This is a genomic window from Enterobacter sp. MGH85 (assembly GCF_001037655.1).
Taxonomy (GTDB): Bacteria; Pseudomonadota; Gammaproteobacteria; order Enterobacterales; family Enterobacteriaceae; genus Enterobacter; species Enterobacter intestinihominis.
The window spans coordinates 683,501-704,040 of record NZ_KQ089925.1; the positions used below are offsets into that span (position 1 = coordinate 683,501).

At 56.9% G+C, this 20,540-nt stretch carries 17 protein-coding genes and 4 tRNA genes; 5 read left to right on the top strand and 16 right to left on the bottom strand.

Annotated features, from left to right (window positions below):
• Nucleotides 1–90: 90 nt before the first annotated feature.
• From uvrD to lptM, 6 genes are all read right to left on the bottom strand, one after another.
• Nucleotides 91–2,253, bottom strand: a complete 2,163-nt coding sequence (uvrD, locus tag SK51_RS03155; protein ID WP_017383586.1) for a DNA helicase II — start codon at nt 2,251–2,253, stop codon at nt 91–93.
• A 79-nt stretch (nt 2,254–2,332) separates the two neighbouring features.
• On the bottom strand, nt 2,333–3,049 hold the full coding sequence (gene yigB, locus SK51_RS03160) for a 5-amino-6-(5-phospho-D-ribitylamino)uracil phosphatase YigB (RefSeq protein ID WP_022646664.1): 717 nt from the start codon (nt 3,047–3,049) through the stop codon (nt 2,333–2,335).
• On the bottom strand, nt 3,049–3,951 hold the full coding sequence (gene xerC / locus SK51_RS03165; RefSeq protein WP_022650173.1) for a tyrosine recombinase XerC: 903 nt from the start codon (nt 3,949–3,951) through the stop codon (nt 3,049–3,051). The genes yigB and xerC overlap by 1 nt, the downstream gene beginning before the upstream one ends.
• Nucleotides 3,948–4,655 (bottom strand): DUF484 domain-containing protein, encoded by a 708-nt coding sequence (locus SK51_RS03170; protein WP_022646662.1) that lies wholly within the window; start codon nt 4,653–4,655, stop codon nt 3,948–3,950. Before SK51_RS03170 ends, xerC begins: the two co-directional genes overlap by 4 nt.
• The gene (gene dapF, locus SK51_RS03175) at nt 4,652–5,476 is read right to left on the bottom strand and encodes a diaminopimelate epimerase (protein WP_023305229.1); all 825 of its coding nucleotides are present in this window, start codon (nt 5,474–5,476) and stop codon (nt 4,652–4,654) included. The genes SK51_RS03170 and dapF overlap by 4 nt, the downstream gene beginning before the upstream one ends.
• A gap of 35 nt (nt 5,477–5,511) precedes the next feature.
• Nucleotides 5,512–5,715, bottom strand: a complete 204-nt coding sequence (gene lptM / locus SK51_RS03180) for an LPS translocon maturation chaperone LptM (protein ID WP_003860815.1) — start codon at nt 5,713–5,715, stop codon at nt 5,512–5,514.
• Nucleotides 5,716–5,850: 135 nt separating this feature from the next.
• Between lptM and cyaY the strand changes: the two genes are divergently transcribed.
• Complete coding sequence (gene cyaY, locus SK51_RS03185; protein ID WP_023305228.1) at nt 5,851–6,171, top strand: iron donor protein CyaY; 321 nt, start codon at nt 5,851–5,853, stop codon at nt 6,169–6,171.
• Nucleotides 6,172–6,449: 278 nt separating this feature from the next.
• Here cyaY and cyaA read toward each other — a convergent pair whose 3' ends face one another.
• Entirely contained in the window at nt 6,450–8,993 is a 2,544-nt protein-coding gene (gene cyaA, locus SK51_RS03190; RefSeq protein WP_022646660.1) for a class I adenylate cyclase, read from the bottom strand.
• A 349-nt stretch (nt 8,994–9,342) separates the two neighbouring features.
• On the opposite strand from cyaA, the gene hemC reads away from it, so the two are divergent.
• The 4 genes from hemC to hemY are packed head-to-tail and all read left to right on the top strand — an operon-like array spanning nt 9,343 to nt 13,437.
• The gene (gene hemC, locus SK51_RS03195; protein WP_023305227.1) at nt 9,343–10,284 is read left to right on the top strand and encodes a hydroxymethylbilane synthase; all 942 of its coding nucleotides are present in this window, start codon (nt 9,343–9,345) and stop codon (nt 10,282–10,284) included.
• On the top strand, nt 10,281–11,021 hold the full coding sequence (hemD, locus tag SK51_RS03200) for a uroporphyrinogen-III synthase (protein ID WP_023305226.1): 741 nt from the start codon (nt 10,281–10,283) through the stop codon (nt 11,019–11,021). Before hemC ends, hemD begins: the two co-directional genes overlap by 4 nt.
• 20 nt (nt 11,022–11,041) lie before the next feature.
• A complete protein-coding gene (hemX, locus tag SK51_RS03205; protein WP_022646657.1) occupies nt 11,042–12,235 on the top strand; it encodes a uroporphyrinogen-III C-methyltransferase in 1,194 nt (397 codons plus the stop codon).
• A 2-nt stretch (nt 12,236–12,237) separates the two neighbouring features.
• Nucleotides 12,238–13,437, top strand: a complete 1,200-nt coding sequence (gene hemY, locus SK51_RS03210; RefSeq protein ID WP_032622057.1) for a protoheme IX biogenesis protein HemY — start codon at nt 12,238–12,240, stop codon at nt 13,435–13,437.
• Between the two features lie 539 nt (nt 13,438–13,976).
• Here hemY and SK51_RS03215 read toward each other — a convergent pair.
• The 9 genes from SK51_RS03215 to wzxE form a co-directional block, all read right to left on the bottom strand.
• Nucleotides 13,977–14,053, bottom strand: a tRNA-Pro gene (locus SK51_RS03215).
• Nucleotides 14,054–14,097: 44 nt separating this feature from the next.
• Nucleotides 14,098–14,184, bottom strand: a tRNA-Leu gene (locus SK51_RS03220).
• A 21-nt stretch (nt 14,185–14,205) separates the two neighbouring features.
• Nucleotides 14,206–14,281: transfer RNA gene (locus tag SK51_RS03225), tRNA-His, on the bottom strand.
• A gap of 67 nt (nt 14,282–14,348) precedes the next feature.
• Nucleotides 14,349–14,425, bottom strand: a tRNA-Arg gene (locus SK51_RS03230).
• Between the two features lie 102 nt (nt 14,426–14,527).
• A complete protein-coding gene (gene thrP / locus SK51_RS03235; RefSeq protein WP_023305225.1) occupies nt 14,528–15,913 on the bottom strand; it encodes a bifunctional threonine/serine APC transporter ThrP in 1,386 nt (461 codons plus the stop codon).
• Nucleotides 15,914–16,110: 197 nt separating this feature from the next.
• A complete protein-coding gene (gene wecG / locus SK51_RS03240; RefSeq protein ID WP_023305224.1) occupies nt 16,111–16,851 on the bottom strand; it encodes a lipopolysaccharide N-acetylmannosaminouronosyltransferase in 741 nt (246 codons plus the stop codon).
• Between the two features lie 12 nt (nt 16,852–16,863).
• Complete coding sequence (gene wzyE / locus SK51_RS03245) at nt 16,864–18,216, bottom strand: ECA oligosaccharide polymerase (protein WP_017693948.1); 1,353 nt, start codon at nt 18,214–18,216, stop codon at nt 16,864–16,866.
• A complete protein-coding gene (locus SK51_RS03250; RefSeq protein ID WP_023305223.1) occupies nt 18,213–19,292 on the bottom strand; it encodes a TDP-N-acetylfucosamine:lipid II N-acetylfucosaminyltransferase in 1,080 nt (359 codons plus the stop codon). Before SK51_RS03250 ends, wzyE begins: the two co-directional genes overlap by 4 nt.
• Entirely contained in the window at nt 19,289–20,539 is a 1,251-nt protein-coding gene (gene wzxE, locus SK51_RS03255; protein WP_023305222.1) for a lipid III flippase WzxE, read from the bottom strand. The genes SK51_RS03250 and wzxE overlap by 4 nt, the downstream gene beginning before the upstream one ends.
• Nucleotide 20,540 lies beyond the last annotated feature (1 nt).

The following is a 20,540-nucleotide window of genomic DNA, read 5'->3' on the forward strand; positions in this document are numbered from 1 at the left end:
CAACACGCAACGGAACGCTGAAGGGCATTAATTGACCTTCAACGTATAAGGCTAGCAGATTATTACAAAATAGTGATATTTTTCTGAAAGTTACACACTTTCCAGCTTGGCATAGGCTGCCACCAGCCATTTGATCCCCTGCCCCTGGAACGCGACCTGCAAACGGCTGTGCTCGCCGCTGCCTTCCAGATTGACGATGGTGCCTTCGCCAAACTTCGAGTGGCGCACGCGCTGGCCCAGCTTGTATCCGGTATCGGTTTCCGAGATTGGCGAGCCCATACGCTGATGACTGACCGGACGGCTGATGCTTGCGCGCAGGCGCACCTCTTCCACACACTCTTCCGGCAGTTCGCCGATAAAGCGCGACGGACGGTGATACACCTCTTTCCCGTACAGGCGGCGGGTTTCCGCGTAGGTCAGGGTCAGTTTCTGCATCGCACGGGTCACGCCCACGTAGGCCAGACGACGTTCCTCTTCCAGACGCCCGCCTTCATCCAGCGACATCTGGCTCGGGAACATCCCCTCTTCCATCCCGACGATGAACACCTGCGGGAACTCCAGACCTTTCGCGGAGTGCAGGGTCATCAGCTGAACCGCATCCTGCCAGGTATCGGCCTGCCCTTCACCCGCCTCCAGCGCGGCGTGAGAGAGGAATGCCTGCAACGGCATCAGGTCTTCGTCTTCTTCGTTGTAGCTGAACTGGCGCGTTGCCGTCACCAGCTCCTCTAAGTTCTCAATACGGGTCTGGCCCTTCTCGCCTTTTTCCTGCTCGTACATGGTGCGCAGGCCGGAATCTTTGATCACCCGGTCGGTCTGGACGTGCAGCGGCATGTCGGCCGTTTCCTGCGCCAGCGCGTCGATTAACTCCAGGAAGCGCTGCAATGCGCTGGCGGCGCGCCCGGCGAGTGCTTTTTCCTGTAACAGCTCGCGGCATGCCTGCCATAGCGTGAGCTGACGATCGCGCGAGGCCTGACGCACCACGTCCAGCGTACGATCGCCGATGCCACGCGTCGGCGTGTTCACCACGCGCTCAAACGCCGCATCGTCGTTACGGTTGGCAATCAGACGCAAATACGAGAGCGCATCTTTGATCTCCTGACGTTCGAAGAAGCGCATACCGCCATAAATGCGGTACGGCATGCTCACCTGTAACAGCGCCTCTTCCAGCACGCGCGACTGGGCGTTGCTGCGATAGAGAATGGCACACTGCTCCAGCGCACCGCCGTTCTCCTGCCAGGTTTTAATGCGGTTCACCACGAAGCGGGCTTCGTCGAGCTCGTTGAAGGCGCAGTAAATCGAAATCGGTTCGCCGTCGACGCCATCGGTCCACAGCTTTTTACCCAGTCGCCCGTTGTTGTTCTCAATCAGGGCGTTGGCCGCGCTCAGTATGTTGCTGGTAGAACGGTAGTTCTGCTCCAGACGGATGGTTTGCGCGCCGGGGAAATCGTTGAGAAAGCGCTGGATGTTCTCCACCTGCGCGCCGCGCCAGCCGTAGATAGACTGGTCGTCATCGCCCACGATCATCACCTTGCCGGTATCCCCGGCCAGCAGGCGGATCCACGCGTACTGAATGTTGTTGGTATCCTGGAATTCGTCCACCAGAATGTTGGTGAAGCGTTCACGGTAGTGTTGCAGGATATGTGGTTTGTTGAGCCACAGCTCGTGGGCGCGCAGCAGCAGTTCGGCGAAATCCACCAGACCGGCGCGATCGCACGCTTCCTGATAGGCCTTGTAGACGTTCTGCCAGGTCTGCTCAACCGGGTTACCGAAGCTTTGAATGTGGTGCGGACGCAGCCCTTCGTCTTTCTGACCGTTGATGTACCACATCGCCTGACGCGGCGGCCACTGCTTCTCGTCGAGGTTCATCGCCTTGATCAGACGTTTCAGTAAGCGCAGCTGATCTTCGCTGTCGAGGATCTGGAAATCCTGCGGCAGGTTAGCGTCCATATGGTGCGCGCGCAGCAGACGGTGCGCCAGGCCGTGGAAGGTGCCAACCCACATGCCGCCCTGGCTGGTGCCCATCAGCTGTGCGATACGGTGGCGCATCTCCGCCGCCGCCTTGTTGGTGAACGTCACGGCCATAATCGAGTACGGCGAGCAGTTCTCCACGCTCTGTAGCCAGGCGATACGGTGAACCAGCACGCGCGTCTTACCACTGCCCGCTCCAGCCAGTACCAGCAGGTTTGTACGCGAGGCGGCAACCGCGTCACGCTGTTTGTCATTAAGGCTGTCGAGCAGGTAAGAAACGTCCATTGGCACCGTCACGTCATGTCGGGCGGGCAAATGTTTCCATTCGCCAAAACCCTGTTAATTTATACAGAACAATTGATGATTATATCAGCGTCGTGAGGGATGCCAACCGTGAAATTTCCACGTGCGGCAGAAGACGGCTATCCGGGGTAGTCATCAGATCGGCATTTTCCGGCTTGATCCAGCAGGCCTGCATGCCGCAGCGGATCGCCCCGGCGACGTCCGTGGTCAGGTCGTCGCCCACGTGCAGGATCTCACCGAGCGGCAAATCCAGTTTTTCCGCCGCCAGATGATACATATCGTTGAACGGCTTCGAGCGTCCGTGCGGGCCCGCGCGCAGCACGAACTGAAAATAGTTCCCCAGACCAAACAGTTCAGGCTGAGCGTTGCCGTTGGTAATGGCGACCAGCGGCCACTTTTCGGCGAGCTTCGCCAGCGTGTCGTGGGTCTCCTGCGGCACGTCGATTCGGCTGCGCCATTTGGCGAAGTTTTCCATGGCCGCTTCAGCACCCATGGCCGCGTCCTGCGCGCTCAGGCCGGCATTGAGCATCGCCTGCTCAACCGCACGGCGGCGCCATTCGGTCACGTCATGATAAATTTCCGGCTCGGTTTCCCGCAGGGACTGACGCAGCTTCTGGAACTCTTTGTTCTGGATCGCTTTCAGCGCAGGATGATAGTTTTGCACAAACGCCAGCGACTCCTGCTCGGTACGCAGGATCACTGGGCGGTTGTCGTAAAGGGTGTCATCAAGATCAAACGTCAGGGCTGAGATCTGACCGAGTGGGCGGTAAAAACGCATTATTTCCCCCGTTTGGCGCGTGGATGCGCCGCGTCATACACCGAGGCAAGGTGTTGGAAGTCTAAGTGGGTATAGATTTGGGTGGTCGACAGATTCGCGTGACCAAGCAGCTCCTGTACCCCGCGCAGGTCGCCGCTTGATTCCAGCATGTGCGTCGCAAAGGAGTGGCGCAGCTTGTGGGGGTGAACGTGGCTGTTCAGCCCCTGCTTAATGCCCCACTCCGCAAAGCGCTTCTGCACGTTACGCGCCGAGATCCGCTTGCCTAGTTTCGACAGGAACAGCGCATCTTCGTCGGCGCCAAACAGCCCGCGCAGGTCCAGCCAGTGCTCAATCCAGGAGACCGCGTTGCGGCCAATCGGCAGGCGGCGCTCTTTGCTGCCTTTGCCCATCACCCACACTTCGCCGGATTCCAGATCGAGGTGCTTTAAGTCGAGGTTCACCAGCTCAGAGAGACGCAGGCCCGCGCCGTACATCACCTCCAGCATCGCGCGGTCGCGCACGGCCAGCGGATCGTTAAGATCGATATCCAGCAGGCGGTTTACGTCGTCGACGTCGATATTTTTCGGCAGATGACGCGGGGCCTTTGGCGTGGCGATCCCTTTTGCCGGGTTGGCTTTCAGACCGCCCTGGCTGACCAGCCAGTCGAAGAAACTGCGCAGGGCAGAGAGCCGGAGCGCCAGGCTCGCCGGGCTTAAGTTTTTTTTACGGCTACGCACAACGAAGCCGCGAACCGTGGCGGCGTCACATTGTTGCCAGCTTTTAAGACCGATTTCATCGGCAATCTGCATGATGGCATCAAGCTGACGCTGATAGTTGAGCAGCGTAATAGGGCTAAGCTGGCGTTCTACGCCAAGATAGCGCAGAAAACGGGTAACGTCAGTGGCGAGCAGTCCGTCCGTCATACGCGCTCAATCCAGCGCTCCAGCAGCTCAGGCAGCATCAGGGCGATCTCCTGCAACAGTTGCGTGCCCTGCCCCTGTTCATAATGATGCGCGTCGCGGCTGGTAAATAACATCACACCCAAGTCACCATCGCGCCCCATCAGCGACATCGCCACCGAGCCGATAGCTTTGGCTTCCGGTAGCACCACCAGCAGTTCTGGCCCGTTAAGCGGCCCCAGATAGTGGTGCTCATGGCCCAGACGCTGAATGCGCAGCGGCTCAAACGCCTGACGGCTCAGCGCCAGATGGGTAAACCCGGACGGCGCGCCAATGCGCCAGCGGTCAGGGAAGAGACGGATCGTCGCGCCTGCCAGCCCCAGCTCGCGCGCCCAGCGGTGGAAGCGGTTGAGGAACTCTTCGAGACTGTGCGCGGAAGCCAGACGCGCCTGAAGGTGCAGAAGGCGATAGAACAGGCTTTCGTTAGTGCTGGCCTGCTCCATCAGCAGCGTCATGTTCTCTTCGAGCTGATTGATGTGGTTGCGCGAGCGCGCCATGTGCCATTCAACCAGCGACACGGTCTCGCGAACCGGATGCGGTACGCGCATCCTTTCGACGACGCGTGCATTGCGGATAAAAAACTCAGGATTGTGCAGCAGGTAATCCACAACAGCGCTGTCATCCAGCTCCGTTACAGGTTCCCGCAGTTCTTCCCCTGGTTGCTTCATAGATGGATAAACCCGTCATAAACATGTGTCGCCGGGCCAGTCATGTACAGTGGATGACCCGCTCCTTTCCAGGCGATATCAAGACGCCCGCCCGGTAATTCCACGCGAACCTCTTCCGCCAGTAACCCCTGCGAGATACCGACGGCCACCGCCGCACAGGCACCGCTTCCGCAGGCCTGGGTTTCGCCCGCGCCGCGCTCGTAAACCCGCAGGCGAATGTGTTCACGCTTCACCACCTGCATGAAACCGATGTTCGCCCGCTCCGGGAAGCGCTCGTGGCTTTCCAGCACCGGGCCGAGCGTTTCAACCGCCGCGGTTTGCACATCATCCACCTGAATCACGCAGTGCGGGTTACCCATCGAGACGACGCCGCACAATACTGTCTGCTCGGCGGCACGCATAATATAGGTCTTTTCCGCTTTGTTGGCGCGAAACGGCACGGCAGCGGGTTCGAAGTTCGGCTCGCCCATGTTCACGCGCACCAGTTCCTCGTCGGTGACGCTGAGCACCATCCGGCCGTTGGCGGTGCTGACGCGGATATCGCGCTTGTTGGTCAGCCCTTTCAGCCGAACAAAGCGGGCAAAACAGCGTGCGCCATTGCCGCACTGAGAAACTTCGCTGCCGTCGGCGTTAAAAATGCGATAGTGGAAGTCCAGGTCAGGATCGTAAGGCGGCTCCACCACCAGCAGCTGGTCAAACCCCACGCCCACGTGCCGATCCGCCAGACGACGGATCAGTTCCGGGGAGAAAAAGACATTCTGCGTTACCGCGTCGACGACCATAAAGTCGTTGCCAAGGCCATGCATTTTAGAGAACTGCATCATTTGCTCCATTGCGCGGGTACAGAACGTAATCGTCAGAGATTGACCTGAGTCGGGCCGCCGTTATTGCCGCGATCGTTGGTATCCGGCGTAGATGACTCGATACCACTTTGCACTGGTTTTGTCGGCGGTGGTGCGTTTTTATCCTCTGGCGGGAAGTACAGTGGTCCCTTCAGTCCACAGCCGGTCAGGCTAAACAGAGTGACAAGAACGACAAGCGTTCGGAAGACGTTTTTCATGTAGAGGTTGCCCGTAAGTTCAAATCTGTTTCTATCATCGCAGGAGAAGACACAAAAGCAAGAGTTTGCCGCTTTCCTGCAACGGGAATTATTTAGCGTTATACTGCCGCCATCACGAAAAACGGGAATAAAACCATGAACGACAGTGAATTTCATCGCCTTGCCGATACCCTGTGGATGACCATCGAAGAGCGTATCGACGAGTGGGACGGCGACAGCGATATCGATTGTGAAATCAACGGCGGGATCCTGACCTTAAGCTTCGAAAACGGCAGCAAGATTATTATTAACCGTCAGGAGCCGCTTCACCAGGTGTGGCTGGCGGCGAAACAGGGCGGTTATCACTTTGATCTAAAAGGTGACGAGTGGATCTGCGACCGCAGCGGCGAAACGTTCTGGGATCTGCTGGAGCAGGCGGCGACCGCGCAGGCGGGCGAGGACGTGAGTTTCAGGTAGTTTTGTTGCCCGGTGGCGGCTACGCCTTAGCGGGCCTACAACGGCTCGAACCATAGTCCGGGTAAGCGTGAGCGCCAACCGCAACAGCAGCTCGGACCGTAGGCCGGGTAAGCGTGAGCGCCACCCGGCAACAGCAGCTCGGACCGTAGGCCGGGTAAGCGTGAGCGCCAACCGGCAACAGCAGCTCGGACCGTAGGCCGGGTAAGCGTTAGCGCCACCCGGCAACAGCAGCTCGGACCGTAGGCCGGGTAAGCGTTAGCGCCACCCGGCGAAAAGGGTCAGGAGAAATACTGCTGCAACAGCGGCGCAGTTTCCTGGTTAGCGGGCACCGCAGGGGTAATCGCCTGCGTACGGAACGGGATCACCTGCGCTCGTCCATCCACATTCACAATCTGGTAGAACTGCGGCAGGTTGAAGTTGATAAAACTTGAGCCGTAGGTAAAGCGATCGTGCGAGGATGAATAGAACCGGCTGACGTCGCGCACCAGCTCCTCTTTGCTGCCTTCACAGTGGTGATACACCTCGGCACGGTTGGTTTCATCCAGAATGTAGATATTAAACCCGGCGTTATCGCCCGACTCCTCGAAGAAGAACTGAATAATCCCTTCACTCGCAAAGCCATCCACCACCTGCGGCAGCTTAACGTGGTTGGTTTCCACCTGAACCGACAGGCCATGCAGTTTGTTGTGTGAAATCGCGCCGTAGAATTCAATGGCGTTCTCCAGCTTCTGCACCGACACGTTCAGGCGCTCAAAGAACAGCCCCCAGGTCTGGCCGGAGACGCGCAGCGCTTTAAAGCGTCCGGTTTCATTCCGGGTGCTGGAAAGACGCAATTCGATGCACTCAGACACCAGCTGCTGCACGCGGGTACGAATCAGGCCGCGAAGGTGCTGGCTGTAGCAGAACACCTCCACGCTGTCCGGCGGCGCGGCGTCCTGGTGCATCTTGCCGAGGATCGTTTTCAGCGCCTCGATCATCGCCTGCTCGCCGTTAAAGTGCAGGGTACGCACTTCGTTCCACGAATTGCGGTACAGCAGATCCACGCTGCCCACCAGGCAGTTTTGCTGCTCACCGAAGCTAAAGACGTCCAGCTTACGGAAGTCAAAGTGAACCACCTGATTGCGGAAGGCCGCCGTCGGGTCGTATTCCAGGTTGACGATGATCGCCAGATGGCGAATCTCACACGGGCTGTAGAGCGCTTTTGGCGTCGGCGCAGGCAGACGCAGTGGGAAGTGGTGCGAGACATCCGCCACCATCTCCTGCAATTTGGCTAAATCGACCACCTCGTTGCCCTTGATAAACAACCGGGTGCGTGAGGTGAGAAGGCCGTTAAACCAGGCCCAGGCCACCAGCTTGTTAAGGTAGCGGTTATACTCCAGCGGCTGATGGCTGATGATCGAATCCATGCTTGGCGCACGGTTGTACAGATACCACCCGGTGCGGTTTGCGCGGCCCGGCGGCACGTAGATAAAGGTCAGATTCGGTTCAGACAGGTCAGGCGAAATCTGTGGGTTCACCAGCGTTACCTTGCCCGGCAACGCTTCAAACGCGGCGTACAGTTTACGGGTCAGCACCCCGATATCCTGTGGGCTGGCAGAAACGCTAAGGTTGTTACGGCGGGCAAAGCGGATCAGGTTGCGGTAGCTCTGCATCATCGCATCAAGCAGCTCGTTGTGCGCCTCGCGCACCTGATCGATTTTCCAGTTGGCGCGGTTGTCGAGCATGGCGAGACGCGCTTCGTCCCATCCCCACTCTTTGACTAACTGGCTGACCACTTCGCGGCGCCAGCCAACGCAGGCGCGCTCGCGGCTCAGTTTTTCACAGACTTTGAGATAGAAACATCGACGCACCAGGTCAAGACGCGTGGCGTCATCAATGGCCGTCAGGTATTCGGTGACGCGTTCCAGCATCATGCAGTAGGCATCAAGCCCGTAGGAGACGATCTCCCCGTCGTGCAGACGCTGCTTAATATCTTTCGCCAGCAGACGCGGGGTGGGGTATTCCCAGGAGTAGGCTTCCAGCAGCAGGGTTTTCAGCACCGCTTTGTACGGTGAATCAATGCTCTTATAGAGCTGCCAGAGGCTTGCACCAAAGTACTCTTCGGCGGACAGGGAGCTCAGACCGCCCAGATCCAGCCACTCGTTTGGCGTCAGTACGCCCTGCGAGTAAAGCGACATGACGTAGTCGTCATAATTCTCTTCTTCATCGCACGGCACCATATTCCACAGAATACGTTTTCCGGCCAGGCGAACCGCAGTACGGTAAAACTCATCCAGCAACAGAATGTGCTGAGTCGAGCCGCAGTCTTCACCACCCAGACTGCCGCTTTCGTTATGGCGGAAACGGTTTTCATCAATCAGGAAGAAGCTCACTTCCACGCCGAGCGACGCCGCCCAGCTCTCCAGCAGACTGCATTTACGCTGCAACAGCTGGCGCTCTTCATTGTCGAGCCAGGACTGATGGCAGACCCAGATATCCAGGTCAGAAGAACAACTTTGCCCAACCGATGACGTGCTGCCCATGGAGTAAACCCCGGTAATCGGCAGCTCGCCTTTCGGCGAAACCTGCGGCGGCATACCACGGTAAAGCTCAAGTTCAGTCAGATAGTGCTGTTGGGTTTCATCAGGCGTGAAGAGGCAAATGCCCTGGGGAACGTTACCATCGAGGTAACCCGGCATTAGCGGATGGTGATAGTGCAACAATGTCGGCAGTAGACTGTATACCTGCTGGAAAGCAGGGCCCATGGCAGCAAGCGCGCGATCCACACGCAATTGATTGATGGCATCCAGTCTCTGTTTCAGAGTCTCAATATAGAGGTACAAGACGTATCGCCTGATGTTTCCGGGTGTCGCACGCCAGTCAAAACAGAACAAGCAGCGGACCCGCAGTATTTCAAAAAATAACCGTTACCCTTTTTCGCCTTGTTCTTTTCTGGTGGTACAGACGAAAAAATGGTCTAAAACGTGATCAATTTAACACCTTGCCGGTTGACCGTAAAGAAAGATGCGCTACATACAAGTGTAGCACCGTTCTGTACGTGTAAATTCCTGAATACGGCGGTGGCTGAAGCGAACGCCGCCCTGTCCCTCTCACTCTTCATCAACCGTAAAACTGCCATCCGAGTGTCAACAATGTTAGGATGGTTAGCGATTGATAATGACGGTAACAAGCATGTTAGACAATGTTTTGAGAATTGCCACACGCCAAAGTCCTCTTGCGCTCTGGCAGGCACATTATGTTAAGCAGCGCCTGGAAGCCTGCCACACCGGATTACGCGTTGAGCTGGTGCCAATGGTCACGCGTGGCGATGTCATTCTTGATACGCCGCTGGCCAAAGTGGGCGGAAAGGGTCTGTTTGTCAAAGAGCTGGAACTGGCATTGCTTGAGAACCGCGCCGATATCGCCGTGCATTCGATGAAGGATGTGCCCGTTGAGTTCCCGGAAGGGCTGGGGCTGGTGACCATCTGCGAGCGCGAGGATCCGCGCGATGCGTTTGTCTCTAATCGCTATGACTCGCTTGATGCGTTGCCGGCAGGCAGCGTGGTCGGCACGTCAAGTTTACGCCGCCAGTGTCAGCTGGCTGAACGTCGCCCGGATCTGGTGATTCGCTCGCTGCGCGGGAACGTCGGCACACGCCTTGGCAAGCTGGATAACGGCGACTACGATGCCATTATTCTTGCGGTTGCGGGCCTGAAACGCCTGGGGCTGGAAGAACGTATTCGCGTGGCGTTGCCGCCGGAGCTGTCGCTGCCCGCCGTCGGCCAGGGTGCCGTCGGCATTGAGTGTCGTCTGGATGATGCGCGTACTCAGGCACTGCTCGCGCCGCTGAATCATGACGATACCGCCGTTCGCGTAAAAGCCGAGCGCGCGATGAACACTCGCCTCGAAGGAGGCTGTCAGGTGCCAATTGGCAGCTATGCTGAATTAACTGACGGTGAGCTGTGGCTGCGTGCGTTGGTTGGCGCGCCGGACGGCTCGCAGATGGTTCGCGGTGAACGTCGCGGCAAGCCGCAGGATGCCGAGGCGCTTGGCGTATCGCTGGCGGAAGAGCTGCTGAATAACGGCGCGCGTGAAATTCTGGCTGAGGTCTATAACGGAGAGCCCCCTGCATGAGCATACTTGTCACCCGCCCTTCTCCCGCAGGAGAGCAGTTAGTGAGCCGTCTGCGCGCACTGGGGCAGGTGGCCTGGAGTTTTCCGTTGATTGAATTCTCCCCCGGTCACGAGCTGCCTACGCTCGCTGACCAGATGCGTGCCTTGCAGGAAGGTGATCTGCTCTTTGCGCTATCGCAGCATGCCGTGGAATTTGCCCATGCGCAGCTGCAACAGCAGGGCGTTAACTGGCCCCACGCACCCCGCTATTTCGCCATCGGGCGCACCACGGCGCTGGCCTTACATACCGCGAGCGGAATCGATGTTCGTTACCCGTTAGATCGGGAAATCAGCGAAGTCTTGCTACAATTACCTGAATTACAAACTATTGCCGGAAAGCGTGCGCTCATTTTGCGCGGCAACGGTGGCCGCGAACTGCTGGGCGAGACGCTGCGCGAACGCGGCGCAGACGTGACGTTTGTGGAGTGCTATCAGCGCTGTGCAAAACACTATGATGGCGCGGAAGAAGCCATGCGCTGGCATGCGCGCGGCATTAATACGCTGGTGGTTACCAGCGGTGAAATGTTACAACAGCTTTGGTCGCTGATTCCGCTTTGGTATCGCGAAAACTGGTTACTCCGCTGTCGGCTTCTGGTCGTCAGCGAGCGTCTGGCGAACCACGCCCGGGAACTGGGCTGGCAGGATATTCGGATCGCTGATAACGCCGACAACGATGCGCTGCTGCGCGCATTACAATAACTCTCAAATGGGAAGCCATAATGACGGAACACGAAAAATCCTCCGCCGTGGTTGAAGAGACCAGGGAGACTGTGGACACCACGTCACAGCCAGAGACGACAGACAAAACCGTTGAGAAGAAAAACGGCAGCAATAAAACCAGCCTCACGCTGAGCGTGATTGCCATCGCGATTGCGCTGGCCGCAGGCGTGGGTCTCTACGGACTGGTGAAGAAACAAGGCACCAACCAGACGGCCACCAGCGACGCGCTGGTTAACCAAATCACCGCCCTACAGAAAGCGCAGGAGACGCAAAAAGCTGAGCTGGAAGGCGTGATCAAACAGCAGGCTGCCGCCCTCGCCGACGCGAACAGCAAACGTGAAGAGTTGACCAAACAGCTGAGCGAAGTGCAGGAGAAAGTCGCCACGATTTCGGGAACCGATGCCAAAACCTGGCTGCTCTCACAGGCCGATTTTCTGGTGAAGCTGGCCGGGCGCAAGCTCTGGAGCGATCAGGATGTCACCACCGCCGCCGCGCTGCTGAAAAGCGCCGACGCAAGCCTGGCCGATATGAACGATCCGAGCCTCATCAACGCACGCCGCGCTATTACGGAAGATATCGCCAGCCTGTCTGCGGTTTCTCAGGTCGACTACGACGGTATCATCCTTAAGGTAAATCAGCTCTCCAACCAGATTGATAACCTTCAGCTGGCCGATAACAACGACGATGACTCCCCGATGGATTCTGACGGCACCGAGCTGTCCAGCTCCCTGAGCGAATGGCGTATCAACCTGCAAAAGAGCTGGCAGAACTTTATGGACAGCTTTATTACCATTCGCCGCCGCGATGAAACTGCCGTGCCGCTGCTGGCACCGAACCAGGATGTCTATCTGCGCGAAAACATTCGCTCCCGCCTGCTGGTGGCTGCCCAGGCCGTACCACGTCACCAGGAAGAGACCTACAAACAGGCGCTGGATAACGTTTCAACCTGGGTACGTGCTTACTACGATACCAATGACGCAACCACGACCGCGTTCCTGGAGGATATCGACAAGCTGAGCCAGCAAAACATCACCATGAACGTGCCGGACAAGCTGGAAAGCCAGCCGATTCTGGAGAAGATCATGCAGACGCGCGTGCGTAACCTGCTGGCCCAGCCGGGCGTTCCGGCAGAGCGCCCGGCTGAAGCACCTGCCGCCGCGCCAGCGCCTGAAAGCGCGCCGCAAGGAGAGTGATGATGCTAAAAGTCTTCTTACTCTTCATCCTGCTGATCGCCGGGATTGTACTGGGACCGATGCTCGCGGGTCACCAGGGTTACGTATTGATCCAGACCGATAACTACAACGTCGAAACCAGCGTGACAGGGCTGGTGATCATCCTGATCCTGGGTGTGGTCGTCCTGCTGGCAGTGGAATGGATCCTGCGTCGGATTTTCCGTACCGGGGTTCACACGCGCGGCTGGTTCGTTGGCCGTAAGCGCCGTCGCGCCCGTAAGCAGACCGAGCAAGCGTTGCTGAAGCTGGCCGAAGGCGACTATCAGCAGGTTGAAAAGCTGATGTCGAAAAATGCCGACCATGCAGAACAGCCGGTTGTTAACTATCTGCTGGCCGCTGAGGCGGCGCAACAGCGAGGCGATGAGGCCCGCGCCAATCAGCATCTCGAACGCGCGTCTGAGCTCTCAACTAAGGATCCGATTCCGGTTGAGATCACCCGCGTTCGTCTGCAACTGGCGCGCAATGAAAACCATGCCGCACGTCACGGCGTTGACCGTCTGCTGGAAATTACCCCTCGTCATCCGGAAGTGCTGCGTCTTGCGGAGCAGGCATACATTCGGACCGGTGCCTGGGGTTCGCTGCTGGACATTATCCCTTCCATGGCGAAAGCCGACGTGGGCGATGATGAACATCGTGATGAACTTCAGCGTCTGGCCTGGATTGGCCTGATGGATCAGGCGCGCGCCGATCTTGGCAGCGACGGCCTGAAAACCTGGTGGAAAAACCAGAGCCGCAAAACGCGCCAGCAGGTTCCCCTTCAGGTGGCGATGGCAGAACATCTGATTGAGTGTGACGACCATGACACCGCGCAGGAGATCCTTCTCGACGGTCTCAAGCGACAGTATGATGACCGCCTGGTGATGGTCATCCCGCGTCTGAAAACCAACAATCCGGAACAAATAGAAAAAGCACTGCGCCAGCAGATCAAAACCGTGGGCGATCGTCCGCTGCTGTGGAGTACGCTGGGCCAGTCTTTGATGAAACACGGCGAGTGGCAGGAGGCGAGTCTCGCCTTCCGCGCTGCACTGAAGCAACGCCCGGACGCATTTGATTACGCCTGGCTTGCTGATTCGCTGGACAAGCAGCACAAGCCGGAAGAGGCCGCAGCCATGCGGCGTGATGGGCTTCTGCTTACGCTACACAATAACGGAACGCAGCAGTAATTATCCAGGAGGCCAGATGGCCTCCTTTTTTGTACCCATAAAAAAACGCCTGCTATAAAAGCAGGCGTTAAAACAGGTCTGTAAGACAACATATTTGGTGCTTCACTCAACGTTATGTCCATGGTGTTTGATGAGGCCGAAGCGACATCTGTCAGTGGACGATAAGCACCGTAAACGGCTCTGCGTCATTCCTGAGTTTATGAGGCCGTAGGGCGAACATAAGAGATGGAATGAGCATCTACACGCATATTATTGCATGTAATGTGCCAGGTTTACACGCATAACTTTTACATCGCGCAACATTTTAAGATAAAAGGAAATTATGTTGTTAAGAGACGCCTTACGCCATACAAACTCGCGCTAAGGGCGGCAATCTGTCGTCACCAGGAGACAGGTTAAGAGAGAAAATAATAAATTATTTATTATTAACAGCTTATATGTCGCTGAATCGCGACAAGGGTATAGAGTGTTGTCGGGGAATGGCTACAGGATGAAAAAGCGCAGAAAACAAAAAACCCCGCCGAAGCGGGGTTCAAAATTGGTCGGCGAGAGAGGATTCGAACCTCCGACCCACTGGTCCCAAACCAGTTGCGCTACCAAGCTGCGCTACTCGCCGATGTACTGCTTTTTTGAATTTTTAGTTCAACTCATTAAAAGTCGTGGTGCGAGGGGGGGGACTTGAACCCCCACGTCCGTAAGAACACTAACACCTGAAGCTAGCGCGTCTACCAATTCCGCCACCTTCGCAATTCACAACTCTTTCAATAATGGGGTGGCTAATGGGATTCGAACCCACGACAACTGGAATCACAATCCAGGGCTCTACCAACTGAGCTATAGCCACCACTGTATTCTTTCACGCGGTTCTGACTACTTCTCAGACCACCGCAGCTCTAGCGCCGGGACTAAAATGGCGCGCCCGACAGGATTCGAACCTGAGACCTCTGCCTCCGGAGGGCAGCGCTCTATCCAGCTGAGCTACGGGCGCTTAGCGCCGTTGCGGGGCTGGATATTACGTACCTCCGACCCCGCTGTCTAGTGCTTTTTTGAAAAAAATGCGCGTTTGGTTATGGTTTGCACATTTTGCCGCTTATTCCTCCACTTTATGGGCGGAGCCACGGCGACCCAGGCCAAAAAGTTTATATGCAGCTGTGACGGCAGCCAGGAAGATCATCCCGACAAACAGCGACATGCGGGTATCTTCATTAAAGTACATTCCAATTAATACGCAAATCAGGAACGCCATCGTCAAATAGTTCGCATACGGGAACAGAATGGAACGGAATGGATGGCTGGCGATCGCTTCTTTGTGCGCCTGTCGGAAACGCAGCTGGCTAATCAAAATGACAAACCACGGTACCATCCCCGGCAGCACGCTGGCGCTATAAACATAAACAAACACGCGCTGCGGATTCGGGATGATGTAGTTCAGGCAAGAGCCAATCAGCAGAATCACAATCGACACCGCTACGCCCGCCACCGGTACACCCACGCGGGAGACTTTACCCATCACCGCCGGCAGCTGTTTGTTTTGCGAGAGCGCGTAAAGCATACGCCCACAGCTGTACATTCCGCTGTTACAGCCGGAGAGCGCCGCCGTCAGCACCACAAAGTTGATAATGGCGGCTGCCGCCGTGATGCCAATCTTAGCGAAGGTTAAGACAAACGGGCTGCCGGTGGTGCCGATCTCGTTCCATGGGAAAATGGTCACGATAACGAAGATCGCGCCCACATAGAAAATCAGGATACGCCACAGTACCTTGCCTACCGCGCTACGCAGCGTGACCTGCGGGTTTTTCGCCTCACCAGCGGTAATGCCGATCAGCTCAACGCCCTGATAGGAGGCGACAACGATACAGAGCGCCGTCAGAAAGCCCTTCCAGCCGCCCGCAAAGAAGCCGCCGTGCCCGGTCAGGTTACCAAATCCGATAGCGTGCCCGCCGTTACCGAAGCCAAAGAAGATGACCCCAAGGCCAACGACAATCATCACGATGATGGTGGTGACTTTGATCATCGCAAACCAGAACTCGATTTCGCCGTAAAGACGAACGGCGGCAAGGTTCGCCAGCGCCACCAGCCCTACGGCAATAAGCGCGGGTATCCACTGGGCCATCTCCGGGAACCAGAACTGCACGTAGACCCCGATGGCGGTGATCTCCGAAATCCCCACGGCCATCCACATAAACCAGTACGACCAGGCCGTGAGATAACCAAAGAACGGGCTCATATACCGGTGGGCGTAAACGGCGAAAGAGCCCGTCACCGGCTCCAGAAACAGCATTTCGCCCATTGAGCGCATGATGAAGAAGACGAACAGTCCGGCAATAATATACGCCAGCAGGACGGAAGGCCCCGCCCACTTCAGCGTGCTTGCCGAGCCCATAAACAGGCCAACGCCGATAGTCCCGCCCAGCGCGATCAGTTCAATATGTCGAGCTTCCAGCCCACGCTGAAGCTCCGGTTTTTTCTCTGCCATAATTCCTCGGTTGTGTTTGCTGTTTCCCGACTTGTTGCCGGGTATTGTTTTGAGGGGTACTGAAATACGGAGCGAATGGTTTCTTAAATTCTGGCAAATGGCAAACAATGCATTAAAAAAATGAATGCATTGCACATAAACTCAGCAGTTTTGCGGGGGGCGTTGCAGCGCGAACAGCAGATCGCGCTGCATATTGATTACATTTTCCCGGTGTAGTGCCAGGCGAGGTAGCGCAGAAGGCGAATCTGTCGTTTTATACGCGTCGGTTGGGAGAGCAGGCGGTAGAGCCACTCCAGCCCCAGGTTTTGCCAGACTTTGGGCGCACGCTTAACGTGGCCGGTAAAGACGTCGTAGGTGCCGCCAACGCCCATATAAAGCGCATCCGGGCTGACCAGACGGCAATCGCGCATCAGTATTTCCTGGCGCGGCGACCCCATAGCGACAGTGACAATTTTCGCCCCGCTGTCGCGCACGCGCTCATATAACGCCAGGCGATCTTCCGGCCTGAAATAGCCATCCTGGCTGCCCACTATGTTAACATTCCACTGGTTACGCAACTTTTGTTCGGTTTGCGCCAGCACCTCTGGCTTGCCACCGATCAAAAATACCGGCGTGCCTTCAGCGCCTGCGCGCTCCATAAGCCGCTCCCAAAGGTCAGCACCCGCCACGCGAGACACATTAGCGTCTGGAAACTTTTTACGAATTGAACGCACCACGCTAATACCGTCTGCGTATTTAAACTCCGCGGCTTCAATCAGGCTTTTCACTTCCACATTATCTTCAACCGCCAGCATTTTTTCTGCGTTGATGGCCACCAGCGTGCCCGACTTCATCTGCCCGTCCGCAAACAGAAAATCCAGCGCGTGCTGCATGTCACGCCAGCCAATCAGCTGTAGCCCGCGCAGCGCATAACGCGGGGCTGAAGTTGTATCCGTCATGATAATCCCTACTCAGACTTGCGACAGCGTTGTGCTGCCCTGTGGCTCACGTCTGTGCACAAGCCCTGCACTGTCAAACAACCAGTACAGCAGTTTTGCCAGCAGCAGACAGAGTCCGAAAACGACCATAAAGAACACCACGCGTGAGACGAATGAATCCAGCCCCTCGCGCGCCAGAACGATCATATTGAAAATGGCACCGAAACAGAAACTGTGCAAAACAGCGGCTTTGTAGCGGTTGGTCTCTTCGTTACCCAGCGTATATAGCCAGTCGAACCATTTTATTATCAGCCCTACCGCGATCGCGCCAGGCAGGATAAACCACGTTCCGCCCATCACTACCAGCGAGCCAATCAGGGTTGGGGAAATCGCCAGACCCGAATGGTTGTTCAGCACTTCCCAGGTGAAGTAGTTCGCCGTGTTCAGGACAATGCCGGGACGATCGGGCCACAGCCACGTCGGTATAAAGACATAGAAATCGCGAACAATCGGCGCCAGCCCCTGGAATTCGATCTTGTCGTAGTTTTGCAGCAGTAATGCCAGGTTTTCCCACGGCGAGAAGGTGTCGCGCGTCAGATACAGGAAGGTGTAAAACGCTTCGTCGCCCGCCACGTTCAGCCCGTAGCGCTTCAGCGCCAGCCAGAACATCCCCACAATGCCAAAGACGCCTGCCGCCGCCAGCATCCACAGCGAGATCCAGCCGCGAATAATGCCGATAAACAGGAAAATCGCGAAGGCGATAATGATGTTGGCGCGGGTGCCGCCGACGATCATGTAGGTCAGAATGCCAAATGCGACGGTGCTGACCAGGAAGAACAGCCAGGCTTTGCTGTCCTGACGCAGGAAAAAGACCACCAGCATCGCCGGGATAAAGAAATAGAAGAAACGCTTGAGCGCGACGCCGGAGACTTCGGCGGAGAAAATCTGGCTATAGGACTGCAACTTAAACAGTAAAAAGCCGTTATGCATGAAGAAAATCGCCACGCTGACGAGGGCGATAGTCATCAGCATAACCCACGTCAGATGGGTTTCTACCCGGTTCATGGTAAACAGCGGACGACGGGGGGTGGTGTCTTTTGCCGCGCGCAGGCGCGTTTTATAAGTGACGTAGTACACCGCGTAGAAGCAGGTCGCAGAGAGCAGCGCCTGCAACAAGATTTCCGGCGGCGCGACGCCAACATCAAAGCGGAACACGAGGATGCTGGTCAGCGGGAAGCCAAAGAAAAAGGTCAGCAAAAACAGCAGCGAGAAGAATACGTTGAAGTTAAAACGTACCCGCCGGAATTCAAACCAGGTGAGCGTGGCGATAAACAGCGTGCTCAGCAGCCAGACCACCAGCAAGCCGCTAAACTGCAACTGGCTCATGCGTTGTCTCCTGAAGCAATACGCAGCGCGCGGTGCCACGGCGTGAGGTAGTTCGGGCTGAAAAAGTCGATGCTATTTTTATCCACCAGCGTGAGCTGACGCTGCGCTTCCCGTACCACCTCGACATTAAGCGTGTCAGAGGTAAACAGCACCGGAATATGCTGCTCGGCCATGTCCTGCCAGAACGGGTTTTCGCGGTTGAGCACGCAGGGTACGCCCGCCTGAATCAGCAGACACAGCGTGCCAATCCCCTGCTGACGGGCAAAGATGAAATAGCCCAGATCGCATTTTCGCAGCAGCGCGAGATAGTCATCAAATTCCAGCTTATCGCTGAGAATGTGCAGGTTTTCCGCGCTAAACAGCGCAAGCCCCTGCTGGCGAACTTCATCGATGTAGGCGTCGTTATTGGCGGGATAGCCCATCGGCACCACCACGTTCACCGTGTCGCCAAACTGCTGATGCACCGCCCTCAGCGCCGCGACATGCTCGTTACTGCGATCGCCGGAATTCCCCACCAGGATGGTCAGCTTGCCCTCTCGAACCGTGTCATTCGCCATGGTGTTCAGCGCCGGATCCATACGGGTCGGGAAATAGAGCAGCTCCCCGCGAACCTTCGGGTGCTGTTTAGCAAAATAGTTGAGATCGCCTCGGGTAGCAAAAACGCAGCCCACGCGCGCCTGCGCCAGACGACGCAGCGGATAGAAAAGTCGGAACTTCCAGCCACGGGAGACTTCGTAGAGATCCGCTCCCCAGATATGCCAGCTGAACTGAGAAGGTTTGATCCCGCCGCTTAACAGCGCCAGCCACAGTCCGGTATTGAACTGTCCATGGAAGAAGAAACGTTGGCTTCGATCCGCTTTGGCTTTAGCAACCACGGCCTTCGTCAGCGCCGCTTTGTCTGGCCAGAAGGTGATATGCAATGCCGGACACGCCGCGCTCAGGCCGTTATCGCATCCAACGACCATAAACTCACGCGCATCGGGCGTGCCGGATGCCAGTTCATCGTTGAAGAACCGCAGAACGGTCTGGTTATGATGCGGGATATCCGATCCCAGTATGTGTATCAGTGCAGTCATGCGCGTTTACGCCAAAGTAAAAATACGCCGCAACAGGCAGCGAAATAAACGATATAAGTTGCCATATAGGCCTGCGCCGCCCCCAGCGCACCGTGGGTGGGGATCAGCCAGTGAGAAAATGCCGTTAGCAGCGCAAACTGGCCGATCTCAGCCAGGATATACAACCGCAGCGAAGCCTTCGCAATCACCAGATAGCCGAAAACGTATGCCCCCACTTTCAGCACATCGCCGACCAGTTGCCAGGCAAACAGATCGCGCATGGCGGTAAACTTCGCTGAAAACAGCAGCCAGATGGCGAAATCACGCAGTAACCAGACGGTAAAGCTGGCAATCGCAACGGCCGGCAACACGAAACGCAGGGCGCGAAAAATCTCGCGGGTAATATCCTGCCTGGACGTCAGGCGCGATAAGGTTGGCAGCAAATAGACGCTAAAGGAAGCCGTAATAAATTGGAGGTAAGCATCTGAAATGCTGCTTACGCCCTGCCAGATCCCCACTTCATCCCAGCTGTAATGCGCTGCCAGCAGGTTTCGCATCATCACGTAAGCCACGGGAAGCGTTACCGAAGTGATGAGCGCCATCAGGGTAAACTTTCCTAGCTGCCCCGCCAGCATCTTGTCCCACTGCGGTTTCAGGTAACTCAGCGGGACATTGCCTCTGCGCATCAGCATAAACGCTGCCGGAACGACAACGAGCGCAGGCACCAGCGCCAGCCCCAGCAGCGCGCCTTCATAGCCGCCCAGCCGATAGCAGAAGTAGTAGGCGATAACGCCGATAATGCTGCCGAGGATCAGCGCCAGCGCATTCCCGGCGGCATCACGGAAGCCTTTCATCAGCGCCAGCAGCAGGTTCGCCCAGGCGATGCCCATCTGAACGAACGCCACCAGGCGCACCAGTCCCTGATAGTGCGTGTGTCCGAACAGTCCCTGACTAACAGGTGCCGCCGCCAGCAAAAAGACGATGGCCAGCAACGTAGAGAAGCCCAGCACCATAGCAGAGGAGGTGCCCACCACCGTGCGAAGCTTTTCGGCATCGTCATGATGCTGCGCGACGTATTTGGTGACGCCATTGAATATCCCGGCACCTGCCAGCACGCCAAGCACCGTGACCAGCTGGCGGAAGTTCCCTGCCAGCCCAACGCCTGACGGACCAAATGAGACGGCCAGCAGCTTGACGACCAGTAACCCGGCGCCAATTTTTACTAGCGTGGACGCTGCCGTCCACACCGACGCTTTTGCCAGAGACATA

Coding starts and splice junctions, on each gene's coding strand:
- uvrD (WP_017383586.1), bottom strand. CDS start 2,253: ATGGACGTTTCTTACCTGCTCGACAGCCTTAATGACAAACAGCGTGAC.
- yigB (WP_022646664.1), bottom strand. CDS start 3,049: ATGCGTTTTTACCGCCCACTCGGTCAGATCTCAGCCCTGACGTTTGAT.
- xerC (WP_022650173.1), bottom strand. CDS start 3,951: ATGACGGACGGACTGCTCGCCACTGACGTTACCCGTTTTCTGCGCTAT.
- SK51_RS03170 (WP_022646662.1), bottom strand. CDS start 4,655: ATGAAGCAACCAGGGGAAGAACTGCGGGAACCTGTAACGGAGCTGGAT.
- dapF (WP_023305229.1), bottom strand. CDS start 5,476: ATGCAGTTCTCTAAAATGCATGGCCTTGGCAACGACTTTATGGTCGTC.
- lptM (WP_003860815.1), bottom strand. CDS start 5,715: ATGAAAAACGTCTTCCGAACGCTTGTCGTTCTTGTCACTCTGTTTAGC.
- cyaY (WP_023305228.1), top strand. CDS start 5,851: ATGAACGACAGTGAATTTCATCGCCTTGCCGATACCCTGTGGATGACC.
- hemC (WP_023305227.1), top strand. CDS start 9,343: ATGTTAGACAATGTTTTGAGAATTGCCACACGCCAAAGTCCTCTTGCG.
- hemD (WP_023305226.1), top strand. CDS start 10,281: ATGAGCATACTTGTCACCCGCCCTTCTCCCGCAGGAGAGCAGTTAGTG.
- hemX (WP_022646657.1), top strand. CDS start 11,042: ATGACGGAACACGAAAAATCCTCCGCCGTGGTTGAAGAGACCAGGGAG.
- hemY (WP_032622057.1), top strand. CDS start 12,238: ATGCTAAAAGTCTTCTTACTCTTCATCCTGCTGATCGCCGGGATTGTA.
- thrP (WP_023305225.1), bottom strand. CDS start 15,913: ATGGCAGAGAAAAAACCGGAGCTTCAGCGTGGGCTGGAAGCTCGACAT.
- wecG (WP_023305224.1), bottom strand. CDS start 16,851: ATGACGGATACAACTTCAGCCCCGCGTTATGCGCTGCGCGGGCTACAG.
- wzyE (WP_017693948.1), bottom strand. CDS start 18,216: ATGAGCCAGTTGCAGTTTAGCGGCTTGCTGGTGGTCTGGCTGCTGAGC.
- SK51_RS03250 (WP_023305223.1), bottom strand. CDS start 19,292: ATGACTGCACTGATACACATACTGGGATCGGATATCCCGCATCATAAC.
- wzxE (WP_023305222.1), bottom strand. CDS start 20,539: ATGTCTCTGGCAAAAGCGTCGGTGTGGACGGCAGCGTCCACGCTAGTA.